General features: G+C 63.6%; 15 protein-coding genes and 1 pseudogene. 7 read left to right on the plus strand and 9 right to left on the minus strand.

Features of this window, described 5'->3' with window-relative positions:
• Window positions 1–299: 299 nt before the first annotated feature.
• The 4 genes from RZR99_RS02975 to osmF are packed head-to-tail and all read right to left on the minus strand — an operon-like array spanning window position 300 to window position 4136.
• Entirely contained in the window at window positions 300–1049 is a 750-nt protein-coding gene (locus RZR99_RS02975) for an ABC transporter permease (RefSeq protein WP_323118245.1), read from the minus strand.
• Window positions 1046–1999, minus strand: a complete 954-nt coding sequence (locus RZR99_RS02980; RefSeq protein ID WP_323118246.1) for an ABC transporter ATP-binding protein — start codon at window positions 1997–1999, stop codon at window positions 1046–1048. Before RZR99_RS02980 ends, RZR99_RS02975 begins: the two co-directional genes overlap by 4 nt.
• Window positions 1996–3210, minus strand: coding sequence for an ABC transporter permease (locus tag RZR99_RS02985; RefSeq protein ID WP_323118247.1), 1215 nt, complete (start codon window positions 3208–3210; stop codon window positions 1996–1998). The genes RZR99_RS02980 and RZR99_RS02985 overlap by 4 nt, the downstream gene beginning before the upstream one ends.
• Window positions 3207–4136 (minus strand): glycine betaine ABC transporter substrate-binding protein OsmF, encoded by a 930-nt coding sequence (gene osmF / locus RZR99_RS02990; RefSeq protein ID WP_323118248.1) that lies wholly within the window; start codon window positions 4134–4136, stop codon window positions 3207–3209. Before osmF ends, RZR99_RS02985 begins: the two co-directional genes overlap by 4 nt.
• Window positions 4137–4493: 357 nt before the next feature.
• Here osmF and RZR99_RS02995 point away from each other — a divergent pair, with 357 nt between their 5' ends.
• Complete coding sequence (locus tag RZR99_RS02995) at window positions 4494–5264, plus strand: class I SAM-dependent methyltransferase (protein ID WP_323118249.1); 771 nt, start codon at window positions 4494–4496, stop codon at window positions 5262–5264.
• Between the two features lie 26 nt (window positions 5265–5290).
• Here the strand turns inward: RZR99_RS02995 and RZR99_RS03000 are convergent, their stop codons facing one another.
• Window positions 5291–5785 carry a cupin domain-containing protein gene (locus RZR99_RS03000; RefSeq protein ID WP_323118250.1) on the minus strand — a complete coding sequence of 165 codons (495 nt, stop codon included), beginning with the start codon at window positions 5783–5785 and terminating at the stop codon, window positions 5291–5293.
• A gap of 155 nt (window positions 5786–5940) precedes the next feature.
• Between RZR99_RS03000 and RZR99_RS03005 the strand changes: the two genes are divergently transcribed.
• From RZR99_RS03005 to RZR99_RS03030, 6 genes are all read left to right on the plus strand, one after another.
• On the plus strand, window positions 5941–6552 hold the full coding sequence (locus RZR99_RS03005; RefSeq protein WP_323118251.1) for a GNAT family N-acetyltransferase: 612 nt from the start codon (window positions 5941–5943) through the stop codon (window positions 6550–6552).
• Window positions 6553–6844: 292 nt separating this feature from the next.
• Complete coding sequence (gene cysS / locus RZR99_RS03010; protein WP_323118252.1) at window positions 6845–8266, plus strand: cysteine--tRNA ligase; 1422 nt, start codon at window positions 6845–6847, stop codon at window positions 8264–8266.
• Between the two features lie 1335 nt (window positions 8267–9601).
• Window positions 9602–11665 carry a lipoxygenase family protein gene (locus RZR99_RS03015; RefSeq protein WP_323118253.1) on the plus strand — a complete coding sequence of 688 codons (2064 nt, stop codon included), beginning with the start codon at window positions 9602–9604 and terminating at the stop codon, window positions 11663–11665.
• Window positions 11666–12013: 348 nt separating this feature from the next.
• Window positions 12014–13006 carry a hypothetical protein gene (locus tag RZR99_RS03020; RefSeq protein WP_323118254.1) on the plus strand — a complete coding sequence of 331 codons (993 nt, stop codon included), beginning with the start codon at window positions 12014–12016 and terminating at the stop codon, window positions 13004–13006.
• Window positions 13007–13034: 28 nt separating this feature from the next.
• Complete coding sequence (locus RZR99_RS03025; RefSeq protein WP_323118255.1) at window positions 13035–14084, plus strand: alpha/beta fold hydrolase; 1050 nt, start codon at window positions 13035–13037, stop codon at window positions 14082–14084.
• Between the two features lie 101 nt (window positions 14085–14185).
• Entirely contained in the window at window positions 14186–14755 is a 570-nt protein-coding gene (locus RZR99_RS03030) for a protease pro-enzyme activation domain-containing protein (RefSeq protein WP_323118256.1), read from the plus strand.
• 320 nt (window positions 14756–15075) lie between these two features.
• On the opposite strand, the pseudogene RZR99_RS03035 reads toward RZR99_RS03030, so the two are convergent.
• The 4 genes and pseudogenes from RZR99_RS03035 to RZR99_RS03050 all read right to left on the minus strand — a co-directional run.
• Window positions 15076–15450: pseudogene (locus tag RZR99_RS03035) on the minus strand (helicase-related protein); the annotation flags it as partial.
• Window positions 15451–15483: 33 nt separating this feature from the next.
• On the minus strand, window positions 15484–16971 hold the full coding sequence (locus tag RZR99_RS03040; protein WP_323118257.1) for an endonuclease/exonuclease/phosphatase family protein: 1488 nt from the start codon (window positions 16969–16971) through the stop codon (window positions 15484–15486).
• Between the two features lie 125 nt (window positions 16972–17096).
• Window positions 17097–17438, minus strand: a complete 342-nt coding sequence (locus RZR99_RS03045; protein WP_323118258.1) for a DDE-type integrase/transposase/recombinase — start codon at window positions 17436–17438, stop codon at window positions 17097–17099.
• A gap of 29 nt (window positions 17439–17467) precedes the next feature.
• The gene (locus tag RZR99_RS03050) at window positions 17468–18034 is read right to left on the minus strand and encodes a hypothetical protein (protein WP_323118259.1); all 567 of its coding nucleotides are present in this window, start codon (window positions 18032–18034) and stop codon (window positions 17468–17470) included.
• Between the last annotated feature and the right edge of the window lie 8 nt (window positions 18035–18042).

Here is an 18042-nt window from a genome sequence, read left to right on the forward strand (position 1 = left end):
AGGGTGTCGGCGTGGAAAAACCGGACAGAAAGGTTGCTTCCAGCGAAAATCTCGACGGGTCTGGATTCAAATATGAATCAAGATCGGTTCTATTCGAGGTATTTTTTTAATTATAAATAATAGAATTTCCATTCTGGAATTCCCGATTCATCGTTTGAATAATTCTCGCAATGGCAGGCCGGTTTGCTGACGATGTGCTTGCATGTCCGAGGACGAACGAACCCGGACCGGACGCGCGATACGAATGCGCGCGGCGAGATGGACGGGGGGCGGGGAGGGCGCGGGCCGCCCTCCCCGAATCAGGCGTTCCCGCCGGCCGGCGGCGCGACCCGCCGGCCGATCCAGCCGAGCGCGTCGTAGACGAGCACCGCGAGCAGCGCGACGACGATCCCGCCTTGCAGAATGAAAGCGGTATTCGACGTCTGCAGTCCGGCGATGATCACGTCGCCGAGCCCCTTGGCCGCGACGGTCGAGCCGATCGTCGCGGTGCCCAGGTTGATGATCACCGCCAGCCGGATGCCGTTGAGGATCACCGGAAACGCCAGCGGCAGCTCGACCGAGCGCAACTGCTGCCAGGGGCTCATGCCCATCCCGCGCGCGGCGTCGAGCGTCGGCGGGGGGATATCCCGCAGCCCGGCGATCGTGCTCTCGAAGATCGGCAGCAGACCGTACAGGATCAGCGCCAGCAGCACCGGTTTCACGCCGAAGCCCACCGCCGGCACCGCCAGCGCGAGCACCGCGACGGGCGGGAAGGTCTGGCCGATGTTGACGATGCTGCGCGCGACCGGCAGGAAATCCGCGCCCGCCGGCCGGGTCACGAAGATGCCGGCGGCGAGCGCGAGCAGCGCGCCGATCGCGCTCGATCCGGCGACGATCGCCAGATGTGCGAGCGTGAGGTCGAGCAGGCTGGCGCGGTTGTAGATGACGGGCGCGCCGTTGTCCGCGAACGGTGCGAACAGCGGCGCCGCCCAGTCCGGCCGGAGCAGCAGCACGAGCAGGGCGGCGACGGCCGCCAGACGGGCGGCGAGCGCGAGGCGGCGCCCCTTCACGCCGGCCGCCTGGCGTGCGCGCGGATCGCGGCCAGCGAAATGCGCGAGGCGGCGCCCCCGTCGGCGTTCGCGACGGGCAGCGCGTCGACGCCGCGCCACAGCAGCTCGGAGATCGCGTCGCGCAGCGTGCCGTCGCCGGGCACCGGCGCGCCGTCCGCGTGGCCCGGTTCGGCGACCGCATCGATCCGGGTCAGCGACAGCAGCCGCAGCGGCCGGTCGACGCCCGCGACGAGCTGTTCGACGAAACCCGCCTCCGGTTTGCCCAGAATCTCGGCGGGCGTCCCGGCCTGCAGGATACGGCCGGCGTCCATCACGACAATCTGGTCGCCCAGCCGCAGCGCCTCTTCCATATCGTGCGTCACCAGCACGACGGTGATCTGCAGCCGCCGCTGCAGCGCGATCAAATCGTCCTGCGCCTTGCCGCGGATGATCGGGTCGAGCGCGCCGAACGGCTCGTCCATCAACAGGATCGCCGGCTCGGCCGCGAGCGCGCGGGCCACCCCGACCCGCTGCTGCTGGCCGCCCGACAGTTGGTGCGGGAGCTTGCCGGCGTAGAGGTCGGGATCGAGATTGAAGAGCGCGAGCAGCGCGCGCACCCGTTCGTCGATGCGGGCGGCGGGCCAGCCGAGCAGGCGCGGCACGGTCGCGATGTTGCGCGCGACGCTCCAGTGCGGGAACAGCCCGTTGCCCTGGATCACATAGCCGATGCCGCGCCGCAGCGATTCGGCGGGAACGGTCGCGGTATCGACGCCGTCGACGCGGATCGTGCCCTGCGTCGGGGCGATCAGTCGGTTGATCATCCGCAGCAGGGTCGACTTGCCGCTGCCCGACGCGCCGACCAGCGCGGTCACGGTGCCGCGCCCGATCGTCAGCGACACGTCGTCGACGGCGACGACCGGCGGCCGCCCCGGTTCGCCGAAATGGCGGCTCACATGGTCGATTTCGATCATTGACGGGATCCTTTCGCGAAGTCTGTCGCGGCTTCGAACAGCACGGCGCTCACCAGCGCGAGCGCGATCGTGGGCAGCGCGCCGAGCAGCACCAGGTCGGTGGCCGACTGTCCGATGCCCTGAAAAATGAAGGTGCCGAAGCCGCCGCCGCCGATCAGCGCGGCGACCGCGGCCAGGCCGATGTTCTGCACCAGCACGATCCGCACGCCGCTCAGGATCACCGGCAGCGCGAGCGGCAGTTCGATGCGGGCGAGCCGCTGCGCGCGCGTCATGCCCATCGCGGCGGCGGCCTCGATGACCTGGCCCGGCACCTGGCCGAGCCCGACCACGACGCTCGACGCGATCGGCAGCAGTGAATAGAGAAACAGCGCGAGGATCGCGGGCGCGACGCCGATGCCGCTGACGCCCAGCGCGGCCGCCAGCGGCACGCGCGCCGCGAGCAGTCCGAGCGGGACCATCAGCAGCCCGTACATCGCGATGCTCGGGATCGTCTGCACGATGTTGAGCAGCGGCAGGAACGCGCCGCGCAGCGTGGGCGAGCGGGCGCAGGCGATGCCGAGCGGCACGCCCGCGATCAGCGCCGCCGCCACCGAGCCCGCGACGAGCTGCGCGTGGCGCGCGGCCTCCTGCCAGAAACTGTCGGCGCGCACCGCGTATTCCTGCATGACCGACAGCCCATCCCAGGCCCCGCTGCGCAGTAGTGCCGCGACCGCCGCCACGGCGACGATCAATGCAATTAACCGCCGCGACGGCGTGAGCGAGAGGCGCGCCATCGCGTCGGCGATCAGGATCGCGTACGCGAACAGCAGCAGCCACGCGCCGGCGCCGGGCGACACGCGCGCGAGCGGCGTGTCCGGCGTGACGAGATGAGCGGGCGCCGCGCCCACCAGCAGGCCCAGCGCGGCGACCAGCGCGGCGCCGACCGCAAGCCGCAGCGCCGGCGGGCTTTTCAGCAGCGCGAAACCCGCGCTCGCTACCCACGCGGCGCAGACGATGCGCGCCTGCCAGGCCGGATAGACCCGGAACAGGCCGAGATCGGCGCCTGCCACGATCCGGTTCGCGCGGAACGTCATCCACGGTTCGAACAGCAGCGCGCCCAGCGAGAGCACGGCGACCAGCATGCCGACCCGGTCGATGCGCGAGCGCCACGCGGCCCGTCCGGGCAGCCCGGCGCGTGCCGCGCCGAGATCGTGCCGTACCTCTGCCGTCATTTCACGAAACCCTTCGACTTGAGGTAGCTGGCGGCCACGCTCGCGGCCGGCTCGCCGTTGAGCTGGATGCGGCTGTTGAGCGTCTGCAGCGTCTTGAGATCGAGGCTCGCGAACACCGGCTGCAGATAGCCGGCGATCTGCGGGTGCGCTTTCAGCACCGCTTCGCGGACGATCGGGGCGGGCGCATAGACCGGCTGCACGCGCTTGTCGTCGTCGAGCACGACGAGTCCCGCCGCCGCGATGCCGCCGTCGGTGCCGTACACCATCGCGGCGTTCACGCCGTCGGTCTGCCCAGCGGCGGCCTTGATGGTGGCGGCCGTGTCGCCGCCCGACAGCACCAGCAGCTGGTCCTGGCGCAGCTTGAAGCCGTAGGCCTTTTCGAACGACGGCAGCGCGGACGCGCTGTTGACGAACTCCGCCGACGCGGCCAGCTTGACCTTGCCGCCGGCGTCGACCCACTTGCCGAAATCGCCGAAGCTCTTCAGATGGTTCGCCTTCGCGACCGAGTCGAGCACCGCGACGCCCCAGGTGTTGTTCGCGGGCGCGGGCGCGAGCCACACGATCCGGTTGGCCGCGTAGTCGAGCTGCCTGGCCTGCGCGTAGCCGCGCGCGGCATCCTTCCAGACCGGGTCGTCCGCCTTGTTGAAGAAGAACGCCGCGTTGCCGGTGTATTCCGGGTAGATGTCGATTTCGCCGGTGGTCAGCGCCCGGCGGACGATGGGCGTGGTGCCGAGGCCGATCTTGTCGGACACCGCGAGGCCGTGCGCCTTCAGCACTTGCGCGATCAGATTGCCGAGCAGGTTGCCTTCGGTGTCGATTTTCGACGCGACGGTGATGGTATCGGCCGCGCGCGCGGACCCGGCCGCCAGCACGCACGAGACGGCGGCGACGGCCGCGAGGCGGCGGATCGGACGAACGGATTTCATGATGGCGAAGCCTCCTGCGGGCAGCGAATGAACGGGGAAAAGATCTGAAAATTGGGGGCAAGGAGCCGGCGCCCAGGTCAAGTTACTTGACTGAGCGGCCTTTGGCAAACGGCGGGGCGGCATTTGGCAGGCCGAAAAGATCGGCAGGGAACCGGTTGCGGCAGCCGTTAGTTGTTGGTCCGGCACCGGCCGTTCATACGAAAAAATGCGTGAGACGTGCATCTCTATCTGCTTATTTCGCAGGCAGAGCGATACAATTCACGTCGCGGCAAGCCGATCGACGTCCCGGCTTCGCATCCCGCCCGCCGATCCGTCGATCGGCGGGCGCCGCCAACGCCATGTCAAGGAGCATGCATCGTGAGCAGCGATCCCGGCTTCACCGATTCGGCCATTCCGCAGAACATCTACGACAACCCATCTTTCTTCGAGGGCTACCGCGGCCTTCGCGAGGAGGACAGCGGGCTGAACGGCGCGCTGGAGTTTCCCGCGCTGCGGCGCCTGCTGCCCAAGCTCTCCGGGCTGCATGTGCTCGATCTCGGCTGCGGGTTCGGCGATTTCGCTCGCTATGCGCGTGCCCACGGCGCCGCGTCGGTGACGGCGGTCGACGTGTCGTCGCGCATGCTCGACGATGCGCGCGCCCGCACCGACGATCCCGACATCACCTACCTGCAGCGCTCGATCGAAACCTTTCAGGCCGCGCCGCGCTCGTTCGACCTCGTCGTGTCGTCGCTCGCGCTGCACTACGTCGAGAACTACGCGGGCGTGATCGAGCGGATCCACGGCGCGCTGCGCTCGAACGGCCGGCTGGTGTTTTCCGTCGAGCATCCGATCTGCACCGCGTATCCGAGCGGCTGGGTGCGCGACGACGACGGGCGCAAGCAGCACTGGCCCGTCGATCGCTACCGTCAGGAGGGGCGGCGCGACACGCGCTGGTTCGTCGACGGCGTGATCAAGTATCACCGCACCGTCGAGACCTACGTGAACACGCTGCTGAAGGCCGGCTTCACGCTGACCCATCTCGGCGAACCCGCGCCGGTGGCCGACGCGCTGGCGATCCGCCCGGACCTGGAAGCGGATTGCCGGCGGCCGCCGTTCCTGTTCCTCGCGGCGGTGCGGCCGGCGGGCTGAGGCGCACCGGCGGCCCGCTCGCGACGTCACGACGGCCTGCGGGCCGGCTTGCCGTCGTGCGGCCCGAACGGCCGCGCGGGCCAGTCGGTCCAGAGGTCGTCGCAAGTGGCCTCGTGCGCGGGGTTCAGCGGATAGCGAATCCGGTTCTCCGGCTTCGACCGTTCGCCGATCACCATCAGCCGCACTTCGTCGTCGCTGTTGTTGATGAACGTGTGGCAAAGTCCGGTGCCCGCGGGGAAGCCGACCGCATCGCCCGGCGCGAGCCGATGCAGATGACCGTCCAGCCAGACGTCCGGCGTGCCTTCCAGCACGTAGACGAACTCTTCCTCCGCGCTTTCCGCGTGCGGATAGGACGTGCGGCGCCCCGGCGGGAGCCGGTCGTGATGGATGCCGATGCGCGTCAGGCCGAGCTTTCTCGCGAGCGGCGCGCCGATCGCGAGCCGTTCGGTGTCGTCGTGATAGTGCGCGTTGTCTTCGTCTTCCAGTTCGGTCCAGTGGCGGATGCAATCGGGGCGGCTCATCGTGGGTGCGCTCTCGGGGTAAGGGCGCCATCACACCACGTGCGGCGCCGGTTGTCCATGCGCCGCGGCGCGCATGGCGCCGCGCGCGGGGATCCGTCACAATGGCCCACCGCGCGTCCGGCGCGGCTTCCCGTTTCCCGCATCCCCGTATCGACATGACCGCGAATTCCTTTCGGCTGCCCGACAGCGAGGCGCTGTTCGCCGTGGCCGGCCTGACCGCGTGTCGGCTCGCGGCCGGCGGCCTGTCCGATCTGCAGGCCTTCTTCGAGCGCAATCCGGATTACTTTCTCGCCGCAACCGGCGAACCGCCTGCCTCCGACGAAGCCGCCGCCGAGTTCGAGACGGCGTTGCCCGGCGACTGGCCCCACTCGGCGCAGTGGCTGATCGGCTTCTACGCGGCGGACCGCTCGCTGACGGCCATGGCGACGCTGGTGGCGGACCTGTTCGCGCCGGGGGTATGGCATCTCGGGCTTTTCATCGTCGAAACCGGACAGCACGGACGCGGCGTCGCGCGGCAGCTGTATGCGGCGCTCGAAGTGTGGCTGCGCGTACAGGGCGCGCGCTGGGTGCGGCTCGGCGTGATCGCGGGTAACGTGCGCGCCGAGCGCTTTTGGGAGCGCAACGGCTTCATCGAGGTGCGGCGGCGCGTGGGCGTCGAGATGAAAGCCCGCACCCAGACCCTGCGCGTGATGGTCAAGCCGCTGCGCGGCGACAGCCTGCGCGATTATCTGGCGAGCGTCGCGCGCGACCGGCCCGACACGCCGTGAGACGGACGCGCGCCGCTGCCGCGGCGATTCCGCCGTCGCGTTGACCGGCGCGCCCGGAGCCGCTAGGATGACCGTCATGCGCTTCCCTCTCTTCCCCTCCGCCGTGACGTGCGCCTGTTGTCAAGGCTTGCCGGGGGGAGGCTGCGTCTAGCGCGATCGTCCGCGCCATCACGAAGCGCCCACTGGCCACCCGTTGAAAAACCGGTGGCCTTTTTGTTTTTCCCGGCCGGACGATCGCGCCTTCCGACGCGCCGGCCTCGACCCACCTCGATCTTTCCAACGGAATCCGACGATGCCGCTTGCCCTCTACGACACCTGGTCGCGCGCCGTGCGCCCCTTCGAACCGCTGCAGCCCGAGTTCGTCGGGCTGTATTGCTGCGGCCCGACGGTGTACGACCACGCGCATATCGGCAACCTGCGCACCTACGTGTTCGAGGACCTGCTGCGCCGCGCGCTGGAGTGGCATGGTCATACGGTGCGGCATGTCGTCAACATCACCGACGTCGGGCATCTCGTGTCCGATGCCGACGAAGGCGAGGACAAGATGGAGAAGGGCAGCCGGCGGACCGGCGAGTCCGCGTGGGCGATCGCCGAGCGCTATACGCGGGCGTTCATGGCGGACTGGCGGGCGCTGAACCTGCTGGTGCCGGCGGTGTGGTGCCGCGCGACCGATCACATCGCCGAGCAGATCGATTTCATCGCCGCGCTCGAGCGCAACGGCTACACCTATCGCACGTCGGACGGCCTGTATTTCGATACCGCCCGGCAGGACGACTACGGTTATCTCGCGCGGCTCGATCCCGCCGGGCTGCAGGCCGGCAAGCGGGTGGCGGTCGGCGACAAGCGGCGCGCGACCGACTTCGCGCTCTGGAAGTTCAGCCCGCCGGACACGCGCCGGCAGATGGAATGGGACAGCCCCTGGGGTCGGGGTTTTCCGGGCTGGCACATTGAATGCTCGGCCATGTCGGCGCGCTATCTCGGCCCGTGGTTCGACCTGCATTGCGGCGGCGAGGATCACATCGCCGTCCATCACAGCAACGAGATCGCGCAGACCCAGGCCGCGCACGGCACGCGGCTCGCCAATTTCTGGCTGCACGGGCACTTCCTCACGGTGGACGCGGCGAAGATGTCCAAGTCGAGCGGCGAGTTCCTGAGGATGCAGACCTTGATCGAGCGGGGCATCGATCCGCTTGCGTACCGCTACCTGTGCCTGACCGCGCATTACCGGAGCCCGCTGCGTTTCACGTGGGAGGCGCTCGACGCCGCCCAGATCGCGCTCGACCGGCTGCGCGCGCTGTATTCGCGCTGGCCGGAAGGCGGCGACGCCGACCCGGACTGGGTTGCGCGCTTCGCGGCGGAGATCGACCAGGATCTGAACCTGCCGCGCGCGTTGGCGCTCGCGTGGGAACTGGCACGCGGCGTGCTGCCGGCCGCGACGCGGCGCGCGACGCTCGACCGGTTCGACACGGTGCTCGGGCTGGATCTGCGCGCCTGGCGCCCGCGCGACGCACAGGTGCCCGACGAGATCCGGGCGCTTGCCGATGCGCGTCGGGCCGCGCGGGATGCGTGCGACTGGGCGCGGGCGGATGAACTGCGGGACCGATTGGCCGCATGCGGATGGCAGGCGCTCGACGGCAAGGACGGGCAGCAGTTGCGGCTTATCGAAGCGGCCCGACACGATCGGCGGGGAGGCGGCGCGGCGAACGACGCGTGAGGGATGCGTTTGCCCGGCCGCGCCGGCGGGCCGGTGCGTACCGCGCGCCGCTCACCGACCCGCCGGCGGTCATGCGGCGCGCGCCAACACGCGAGCGATGTATCGGGTGACGGAGATCGACATCGCGCAATCCGGGCGCGGGATCGGCATCGCCGCATCCACACGGTTTTCCGCGCTCTTACGCGTTAAGCGACTGTCTCCGATCCGGTAGGCACCCTCTAGAACGATGGAAGAGGCATGCCTGGATACCCGCGACGAGCGCGTCGACCTGGCGATGTGTCGGTTTCGGTCTGTGCCGATACAACTGCAATCCGCTTGAAGTGCTTGCGTTTTATCGTGCGGTTGCTTTTTTTGCTGGTGGGGTTTGTCGAATATTCCGTGTCATTGCAATACTGTGAACCACTCGATGCTCAATTCGGGCTGAAGTATGTTGTTTAGTTAATTATATAAACCAAAATTCGATCGATGAAATCCCTGCTCCAAATCCTCTTATATTGATTTAGCTGCGGGTTGCCCGAAAAAATATAAGAACAGGTGATTGAGTGGCGTTGGTTGTTAATATCCGCGAGTGGTTTAAATTGGCGCCCGCTAATTTCCAATTTACCGGGGATTGACAATAAAACGAACATAACCACCGATGAATCATGCCGGAACACTATTTTTGTGCTGATTTCTGACTAAATTTGACATTTCTCTTAGCCGTCAGTAACCATTCGATAGCGTTTCAAAAGTTAAAAAATTGGTATACGATGCGAATCATGATTAAAGAGCGGGTGGTATCCCATAATAATTTCTTCATGAATAAAAGATGAAGGTCCGATTTTTTATAAGCTCATCGGTTGAGCGTGGATGCGAGTATTGATCGTCGGTTGATAATCGATGATTCCAGTGAGAGAGGCTGCGAGCCAATTCCCGATTCGATTTGTTTGGCGGTTTGCCAATCGGATCTGCCGTGGTGCCGAATGAGCTATTCGAACCCGAGGCGATAAGGCGGGCGGCCGCAATCCGTCGATTGATAATTTAGGAATGCGAATATGCCGTCGGGAGCCGATCAGGTTGCCTCGACGGCATAAGGGAACGGCGGTTTTCCGGACCGTCGGGACGCTTGTCGTCCTGCGTTTCGCGTCACCGTGATGTCATCGAGATGAAAGGGTGATCAGGCGGTTCCGATCGCTTCTCGGCGATCGTTGATCTGCGTCAATCCTCGATGCGTGGGGACAACGCGGGGCAGTTTGAGGGGATGTCGTCGGACCGGTGTGCCTGTTGTGTCGCGGCGCTACGGGACCTGACGGATCCGCCGTACGTGGACCCGAAGGGGTTCCAGAAGGAGGGGTGATGAAACGCAGGGATGTGATTCGAGCGTCGGCCTTCGTCGCGAGTGGGGCGGCGTTGGCGAAGATGGCCACCTTGGGCCAATGGTTGGCGGGGGACGCCGGCGGGGGCGCCGGCACCGTTGCCGCGCGCGCTTTCACGCCGGTCAGCCTGCCGGGGCTGGACGGCACGACGCCGGTGTTGCCGCAAAAGGATTCCTATCCCGGCCAGTTGGCCAGAGCGGGCTACGTCCAGGCACAAAGACTGACTTACGTCTGGACCGAGCGGTTCGTCAACGCACAGGGGATCCCGTTGGCCGAGACCGTCATGCCGCAAGACCTGCCGAGCGTCGATTGGCTGCTGAAACTCGCGGGCACGCTGGTCGACATCCTCGTCAACTTCATCGCATCCGCGCCGGGTACCGCGGCTTCGCTGTGGCAGAACCGGCTCGACATCATCCGGGGCATCATCCAGTCGGCCCAAGAAACCTACGACCGTCAGTTGACCGGCAATCCGCTGGATCCGCTCGTGATTCAGCGCGTGGCGGAGGTGCAGGCGGTCCTGTTCGGCGCATTGGCGTCGATCGCCGCGTTGATCGCTGAAATCGTGCCGCAATTGAGCGACCTGTTCGCCGCGCAGGACGTCAATCGCAACGAGGCGAACTACCGGGCGCTGTTCGCCACCATTGCGCTTCCCGAGTTCGCGACGTCGTTTCACGGAGACGACGTATTCGCGCATCTTCGGGTCGGCGGACAGAATCCGATGCTGGTCAAAGGCGTCGCGAGCCTGCCGGGCAAATTTCCGCTGACGAACGCGCAGTATCAGCAGGTAATGGGACCGAGCGACGATCTGAGCACGGCGGGACTCGAGCATCGCCTCTATCTGCTCGACTATGCCGATCTCGGCCTGCTGGCCACCGACGGCCCGGCGCAGAAACTGCTGACGGGCGCCGGTTATTCCTACGCCCCGATCGCGCTCTTCGCCGTTCCGAAGGGCGGCGCGTCCCTTACCCCGGTGGCGATCCAGTGCGGGCAGGATCCCGCTGGCCATCCGATATTCCTGCCGGCCGCGCAAAGCGACACGTCGGCCCACTGGGCGTGGGAGATGGCGAAGTCCGTGGTGCAGGGCGCCGAGGAAAACTACCACGAGATGTTCGTGCATCTGTCCCGAACGCATCTGTTCAGCGAGGCCTTCGCGATGGCGACTTATCGCAATCTCGCCAGAACGCACCCGCTTTACGCGCTGCTCGTGCCTCACTTCGAGGGCACCCTGTTCATCAACGAGCAGGCGGCGCTGATCCTGCTTCCATCGGTGCCGCTCGGCTTCATCAATACGCTGTTTGCCGCGCCGATTGCCGATATCGCACAGGAAGTCCTGAAGGATCGCCTGGCCTTCGACTTCTACCAGAACATGCTGCCGGCCGATCTGGCGAACCGCCGGGTTGACGATCCCGCTCACCTGCCCGACTACCCGTACCGGGACGACGGCCTGTTGATCTGGAATGCGATTGCCGGGTGGGCCGCCGATTACGTGAATGTCTATTACGCGTCGGATGCGGATGTCGTCGGCGACTACGAACTGTCCGCCTGGGTGAACGACGTCGCGGCCAGCGGAAAAATCAAGGGGTTCCGGGCGATTACGTCCCGGACGCAGCTGAGCGACGTCCTGACGATGATCATCTTCACGGCGAGCGCTCAGCACGCGGCGGTCAACTTCTCGCAGCCGTCGCTGACCACCTACGCGCCCGCGGTATCCGCGCTGCTGTCGGCGCCGGCGCCGACCAGCGCGCTCGGGAAAACGCAAGCGGACTGGAACAAGCTGCTTGCGCCGATGGTTGCGGCGGTCGAGCGCGTCGCGATCTACGAATTGCTGGGCGGGATCTATCACCGGCCGCTCGGACAGTACCTGAGCAACGTATTTCCGCATCAGCCGCTGGTCACGGACCCCAAGGTAGCCGGCACGGGCGGACCGCTCGAGCGTTTCCAGACGGCGCTGAAGGACGTCGAGAACACGATCAACGCCCGTAACCGCACGCGAGCAAGGCCCTTTCTGCTGCCGAGCCGGATTCCCGCGAGCACCAACATCTAGCGCGGACGGATACGGCCAGGCGGCCCGTCCGGGAACCGCCGCTTTCGAAAAGGCGAGGGCGTGCAGTGAAAGTCGATCTCGAGTGGGTCCGCCATACGGTCTTGATCCTGGTCGGGATAGGTTCCGCGATCCTGTTCCTGACCCAGGCTCCTGTGTTTCAGGTGGCGAGCCACCCGGGCGGCGGCGTTCTTAAGTGCAGACAGGAATCCGCTTGCCGGGGCAGGTGAGCCCGGGCCGGCGAGAGGTGGGCGGTGAAGGATGTCGGCGTCCGGTCAGCATGCGTCGATTTTCCTTGATCGGTAAGCAGTGCTTCATAAATAAACCTGATTCGAAATGAGAGGGCCATTCATGAAAAAGCGATACGTTCTGTCGGCGGCGATCTCCATCATCGCCGCCGTGTTCTCGACCGCCGCGGCGGCGGCGGATTATCAAGGGTCCAGCTTCAACGACGTATGGGCCAAGGTGAAATCCGATCCCTACGCCAACGGCTACCCTCACTACACGTCGAATATCGTCGACATGTATTCCCATGGGGATCAGCTTTACAAGGATTCCAGGCGCACGCTGAGTTCGTCCGAGGACTTCATCGAGCCGACCCAGAAGCTGGTGCATCCGATCGGCATCTGTCTGGCCGGTACCTGGAACATCACGGCCGCGACGCATTGGACCGGCTATTTCAGCCAGGGCAGCAAGGGATTGATCGTGGTGCGCGCGTCGGAAATCGGCGGAAACGAAAAGCGCAGCCAGCTGCGCTCCTTCGGCCTGGCGGGCAAGATCTTTCCCACGCTCGATCCCAACCAGGTCGTCAAGACCGGCAACTTTCACGCGATTTCCGATGCGCCCGGCGCGCCGATTGCGCACTTTCTGGATGCGGTCATCAATTCGGACGTCATCAATCTGAGCCTGATCGGCCTGCCTTTCTTCGCGGTTCAGGGCACCGCGATCGCGACGACGTTCGCGGCGGCGGAGCTGACGCCGGATCTGACCCAGCCCGCGATCCGCCAGCAATATCCGGTGGCGCAGCTGGGGCAGGCGAGCGGCCAGCCGCACAAGGAGCCGGTGTGGCTGCGATTCGTCGGATCGCCGGATGTCCCGCGCAACGACGGCGACGATTTCCGGGACGAGCTGAACATCAAGAATTATCCCAACGGACTGAAATTCGACATCCTCGCGTCCGATCAGGGGATCCGCGCGCCGGACCTGAAGAACTGGGTGAAGATCGGCTACATCGAATTGACCGATTCCGTGGTCAGCAATACCTGCGACCACAGTTTGCATTTCCATCATGCGCCGTGGGTCGGCCTGCCGGCGGCAGCGACCATTGGGACGGGCAGCAACTGATCCGACGCCTACAACAAGGAGCATTCGCATGAAACCCACGATGAAATCGACTCTCGGCGTGCACCGGCTGGTCCGGTCCTGCGTCGTCGCCCTGGCCGTCGCGGGCATCGCGCCCGCCGCCTCTTCCCAGCAACTGTTCAGCAGCGATTCGCCGGCTGTCGCCGCGGCCTCCAGCAAGGAGGCGAAGCTGGCCTTACCCGCCCCGCGCGAGCGCGTGGTCGTGAGCACCGACGGCGCCCGCCTTGCCGTTCACGAATACGGCTTGCTGGCGGGGCAGGCGCCCACGATCGTTCTGGTTCACGGGTATCCGGACACCTCGCACGTGTGGGATCAGGTGGTCGCGCGTCTCGCGCCGAACTACCATGTGGTCGCCTACGATACTCGCGGGTCGGGGGACAGCGAGCATCCCGCTCCGGGTCTCTTCTCCACGCCGTACAAGCTCACCCAGCTTTCGGCCGACCTCAACGCGGTGCTCGACGCCACCTCGGGCGGACGGCCCGTTCACCTGGTCGGCCACGACTGGGGCAGCATCCAGAGCTGGGAGTCCGTGGCCCGGGGCGCGGTCGCGTCGAAAATCGCGTCCTACACGAGCATTTCCGGACCCAGCCTGGACCTGGTGAGCCACTGGGCGCGCAACAACCTGGTGAACCCGCTGCAATGGGGGAATCTGATCACGCAGGCCGTCTCGTCGGCCTACATCATCGGACTGGATTTTCCGGTTCTGCCCGAGGTGGCGTGGGCGACCGGCCTGCCCAACGGCCTTCTGAACTTCCTCGTGCAACTGGAGGGCGGCACGCGCGAGCCCTATCAATCCGGCGACGGCGCCACCGCGTTGAACCTGTATCGCGCCAACGTGCTGGAGCGGCTCCTGCTTCCCGCCTATGACAAGGTCGTCACGCAGAAGGTCCAGGTCATCGTTCCGACGCTGGACCTGTTCGTCAAGGAAGCGACGTCGGTCGATTCGCTGAAGGGCGCGATTCAGACTCCGCAGATCGTGCATATCGATGCGGGACATTGGGTGCAGCTGTCGCACCCGGACGAGGTGGCCCAGGCGATCGCTCGGTTCGTGGCGAACTGATCGCGTCCGGTTCGAGCGGGTCCGCAGCGCGGGCAGGCAGGGCCTGCGATCCGCCCGGGCCGGGGCGCGTTTTCTTTTTCGATCATCAGGGGAGGTTGACCGTGGGATTCAGACACATCATGGCGGCACTGATCATGTCCGCCGCCGTTGCGGTTTCCGGTGCATCGTTCGCGCACGACGCGCAGTGGGTGAACACGTTGACCATTTCTCCGCTCGACCTGTCCGGCGACGGGCGCCCCGCGAACGGCGAGGCGGCGCGCGTCCGGCAACTGGCGGGACATGCCGTGCCGGTTCCGGCCGGGCAGCTGTTCGACATACAGATTCTGCTGAAGCCGCAGAATCCGTCGCGGCAGGGCGAATCGGGCGCGGGCGGATTACCGGCCGATCCCCGCGCGCGCGCGGCGGAGCGTTTCGCACCGGCGCAGGCGCAGGTGGGCGACGTAGTCGCCTATTTGACGCGCAGCGGCTTTACGCGAGTCGACGCGGATGCCAGCCGTTTCAGCGTGCGCGCGCAAGGAACGGCCGAGAGCATCTCGAAGGCGTTTCATGTCGGCATGAAGACGTTCACGTACCAGGATCGCCGGGTGTTCGCGAACGATCGCACGGTTCAGGTTCCCGCCTATCTGGGCGCGGTGGTCGGGAGCGTGCTCGGACTTCAGAATCTGTATTGACGGGCGGGCGACGCATACACGGCCGTATCGGCGACCTAACGGTATCGGAATCCTTTGCCCATTGCCGCCTGCACGGTTGTTGCGCGGTGCCTCGCGGCGGGCAGCTTCGCCGGATGCACTTGGCTATTTTTGGCCATCCACCGAAAACTGAAAATCCCTCTCAAACCCTTTCCAGGCGAGGATTGCGGAGATGCTTGAGAGTGCAAAACGGGCCAGGCGAGGCGATTTTTGCCAACGTGACCGACGGTGGATGACCCGTCACGCGTGCCGGTCTTGCGAGATGACGATTTCGCGGTGGCCGGCGAAATGACTGGGGTGACCGGAATAGGTTCGAACAGTGCTTCAAGGTCATCGGCCGAGAACTTGACGGCGCCCGCGGCATCCTCGGACAGGATCGCATCCGCGAGCGCCGCTTTTTTCTCCTGCATCGAGACGATCTTTTCCTCGACGCTGCCAGCGATAATCAGCTTATAGACGAACACCGGCTTGTCCTGGCCCAGACGGTGTGCGCGGTCGGTTGCCTGGTTTTCGACGGCGGGATTCCACCACGGATCGTAGTGAATCACCGTGTCGGCCGCGGTCAGGTTCAGACCGACGCCACCGGCCTTCAGGCTGATCAGGAAGAGCGGCACCTCGCCCTGCTGGAAGCGTCTGACGGGGGTCACGCGATCGGTTGTTTCGCCGGTCAGTTGTAGCGGCTTGCAATCGAAAACACGCCGGCCTCGACTTCATTTGCCTGCTGACCCGATTCCGAAAGTAATCAGGACGGCCTTGTGATCTGAAGGCCATACACCTTCGGGTTCCTTGAATACATCGCTGGCGCTTTCGCCGACACGCTGGCTTTTCACGATACTGCGTGACGGGCCGACAATAATGGCGTCCCTTACCGACAATCTGCCGTCAGGATAATAAAACACGTAGTCGATACGATCACGCTCGTCGGCCGTCGGTGCCCATGTCAGCTCATTCACTTTTTTGGCGGGGTTGTCAGAGACCCAGGTAAATCCGGGGTTCAATATCGGGCTGGGATATTTGGCCCGGTAGGCATCCTGAAAGCCTGCTTCGCTCAGTAGCTTGGTGCTCGTCCACGCTATAACCACGCCGTTATGATCGAACGAGGTGCGATTCTCGTAAATCCAATCCAGCCAGGACGGTTCATTGAAGTCGCCAGCCATGATGATCGCGCTTCCGGACTCGATTTCTCGCTTTGCGTCGCTTATGAATGCACGAATCGACGCCGGTCGCGCAGAGCTGTCATTTGCTTTCAAAATGTTATCGACAGTTGTTTCTGGCTTTGGTAGTTTCGCGGAGGAATTTCCATCATATCCACGAGGTAGATAGGCTGCGTAGTTCTTGTAATCCAAATGTCCGCTATAAAATGCCAGATTCACCCCATTGACATCAATGACGCTTTTGGTGAATCGATCAAAATCAGTGTGACTTTTGATGGGAAATCGCGAAATGATTCCTGTGTCCTTCGATGCCTTGTATGAGTAATATTTAAACCCTTTCTTGCTGAGTGCGCCGACGAGGCGTTGCGTAAAGTCAACTCCTCCGTAATTGGACACCTCGGAGAGAGCCACGATGTCTGCATTGGTCGCGGATATTTCATTGACAATTCCGTCGAATCCGCCGGAGACCTTTGTTCCCTCAAGCCAAATGTTGAACATCAGCGTTTTCAGGTCAACATTTCCGGCGTCATCGGCAATGTCGAATAGCGTCGGGTTGCTCAGCCATGTATAGCCACCTTCCTTTAAAAGAAAGGCGGCATATCGTCCCGGCTGTAGATTGCGAGCATTGACGGTGATCTGGCCGTTTTCTTGCGTTACATATTGCCAGGCATCTGCCTTGTTGGTTTGGGTTTGATTCCATGGGCCATCCTGAAGGTCTCGTCCACTTGAGCCTGAGCCATCCTTGTAGCGCCATATTCCTATCCAATTATTTTTTGACGCAGGTACGTTGGCGTAATTTATTTTAATGAGGCCATCCTTCGGATACGCCTGTCGATCGACGCCAAGCTCTGCTCCCCTTGCCGCAGAACTTATAAGGAGGAGAAAAGATAAAAAATAGAATGAAATCATCTTTCTCACGATTTGTTCCTTTGTGGTTTTGAATTTCACTGAATATATGAGCGCGCAGGCGCATTGCTCATCGGCCAGACGCCAGTTCGGATTGAGGCTGATGGAATATCCGGAATTTAGAAAGCGATCGTCCAATCATTGTCGCCATTCATCAAACTCCTGCTCCTCATTCGTAAAGCACAGTGAGACTGATCTGATGTTTGCCATACGCTTAATCCATTGACGCAAGATGCATTCAGTATCGATATTTCCGCGTACCGCTAAACGTAAATTGCCGTTTTGTAGCTGCGCAGTGTGTCCGTCACGATGGTCCATGGAACCTGGCGGCGCTTGAGCAACTCGCGCATCAGACATTTGGCTGCTGCGGCAATGCGCCGGCGCGACACCAGGACGTCAAGCATGGCGCCGTGCCGATCCACGGCCCGCCACGGCCTTGATCGACGCGATAGGGCCGTCGAGATGCACTTGTCGCTGTGGATCGGTGCCATCAGGCGTATGCGTCGGGCGACCGCTCGGCCGAACTTCGGCACCCAGTACCGAACCGTAAGCCCAAAGTCCCGCGCGACCGGCATCTCCCGGATAAATTTCAAATCCCGACTCATCGAAAAAGTGGCACATGCCTACTAGACACTTATTTGATCGTATAGTTAATCTCTGGATTGGAAATGATGTTTAACACTCCGTCGACATTGCAGGTTCCGAAGTTTGTTGGATAAATAGTGATGCGCGATGAAAGATCCCAATTTGCCTTCAAGTCGCCATCGCAATATGCATTCGCCAAACTAATCACAAGATTGGAAAATTTAATGACATTGGGCGTGTTCGTTCCCTGCGTCCAGGAGACCGTCGAACTCTGAAATTGATTATCGGGTGATTGATAGAATCGACATTGGTCTCCGCCCTTGACAAAAGATGATGAAATGGAGATGGGAGAACCTCTTCCATTCGTCGTCCCAACAAGAAGGATGTCGCAGCTTATACTCGGGAAGCTTGCATTCTTGTATGGGCCGCTATCGCGAATATTAATAGTCCCGGAAAATACTATCGGCACATTATCTGCCGTTCCCGATGCGTTAGCGGCGCCGGCGAACGACCCCGCGATAAAAATCAGAATCATGTTGCGAATAAAAATAAATCTGATTATGACGCTTCGCATGATTTGCCTTTTTAAGGTGTCGTGAGACTGCAAATTGTTCATCCGTGAAT

Source organism: Burkholderia alba, from assembly GCF_034721475.1.
Lineage (GTDB): Bacteria > Pseudomonadota > Gammaproteobacteria > Burkholderiales > Burkholderiaceae > Burkholderia > Burkholderia alba.

Coding starts and splice junctions, on each gene's coding strand:
- RZR99_RS03005 (WP_323118251.1), top strand. CDS start 5,941: ATGACCGCGAATTCCTTTCGGCTGCCCGACAGCGAGGCGCTGTTCGCC.
- RZR99_RS03000 (WP_323118250.1), bottom strand. CDS start 5,785: ATGAGCCGCCCCGATTGCATCCGCCACTGGACCGAACTGGAAGACGAA.
- RZR99_RS03045 (WP_323118258.1), bottom strand. CDS start 17,438: ATGAGTCGGGATTTGAAATTTATCCGGGAGATGCCGGTCGCGCGGGAC.
- osmF (WP_323118248.1), bottom strand. CDS start 4,136: ATGAAATCCGTTCGTCCGATCCGCCGCCTCGCGGCCGTCGCCGCCGTC.
- RZR99_RS02985 (WP_323118247.1), bottom strand. CDS start 3,210: ATGACGGCAGAGGTACGGCACGATCTCGGCGCGGCACGCGCCGGGCTG.
- RZR99_RS03020 (WP_323118254.1), top strand. CDS start 12,014: ATGAAAAAGCGATACGTTCTGTCGGCGGCGATCTCCATCATCGCCGCC.
- RZR99_RS02980 (WP_323118246.1), bottom strand. CDS start 1,999: ATGATCGAAATCGACCATGTGAGCCGCCATTTCGGCGAACCGGGGCGG.
- cysS (WP_323118252.1), top strand. CDS start 6,845: ATGCCGCTTGCCCTCTACGACACCTGGTCGCGCGCCGTGCGCCCCTTC.
- RZR99_RS03015 (WP_323118253.1), top strand. CDS start 9,602: ATGAAACGCAGGGATGTGATTCGAGCGTCGGCCTTCGTCGCGAGTGGG.
- RZR99_RS03025 (WP_323118255.1), top strand. CDS start 13,035: ATGAAACCCACGATGAAATCGACTCTCGGCGTGCACCGGCTGGTCCGG.
- RZR99_RS03050 (WP_323118259.1), bottom strand. CDS start 18,034: ATGAACAATTTGCAGTCTCACGACACCTTAAAAAGGCAAATCATGCGA.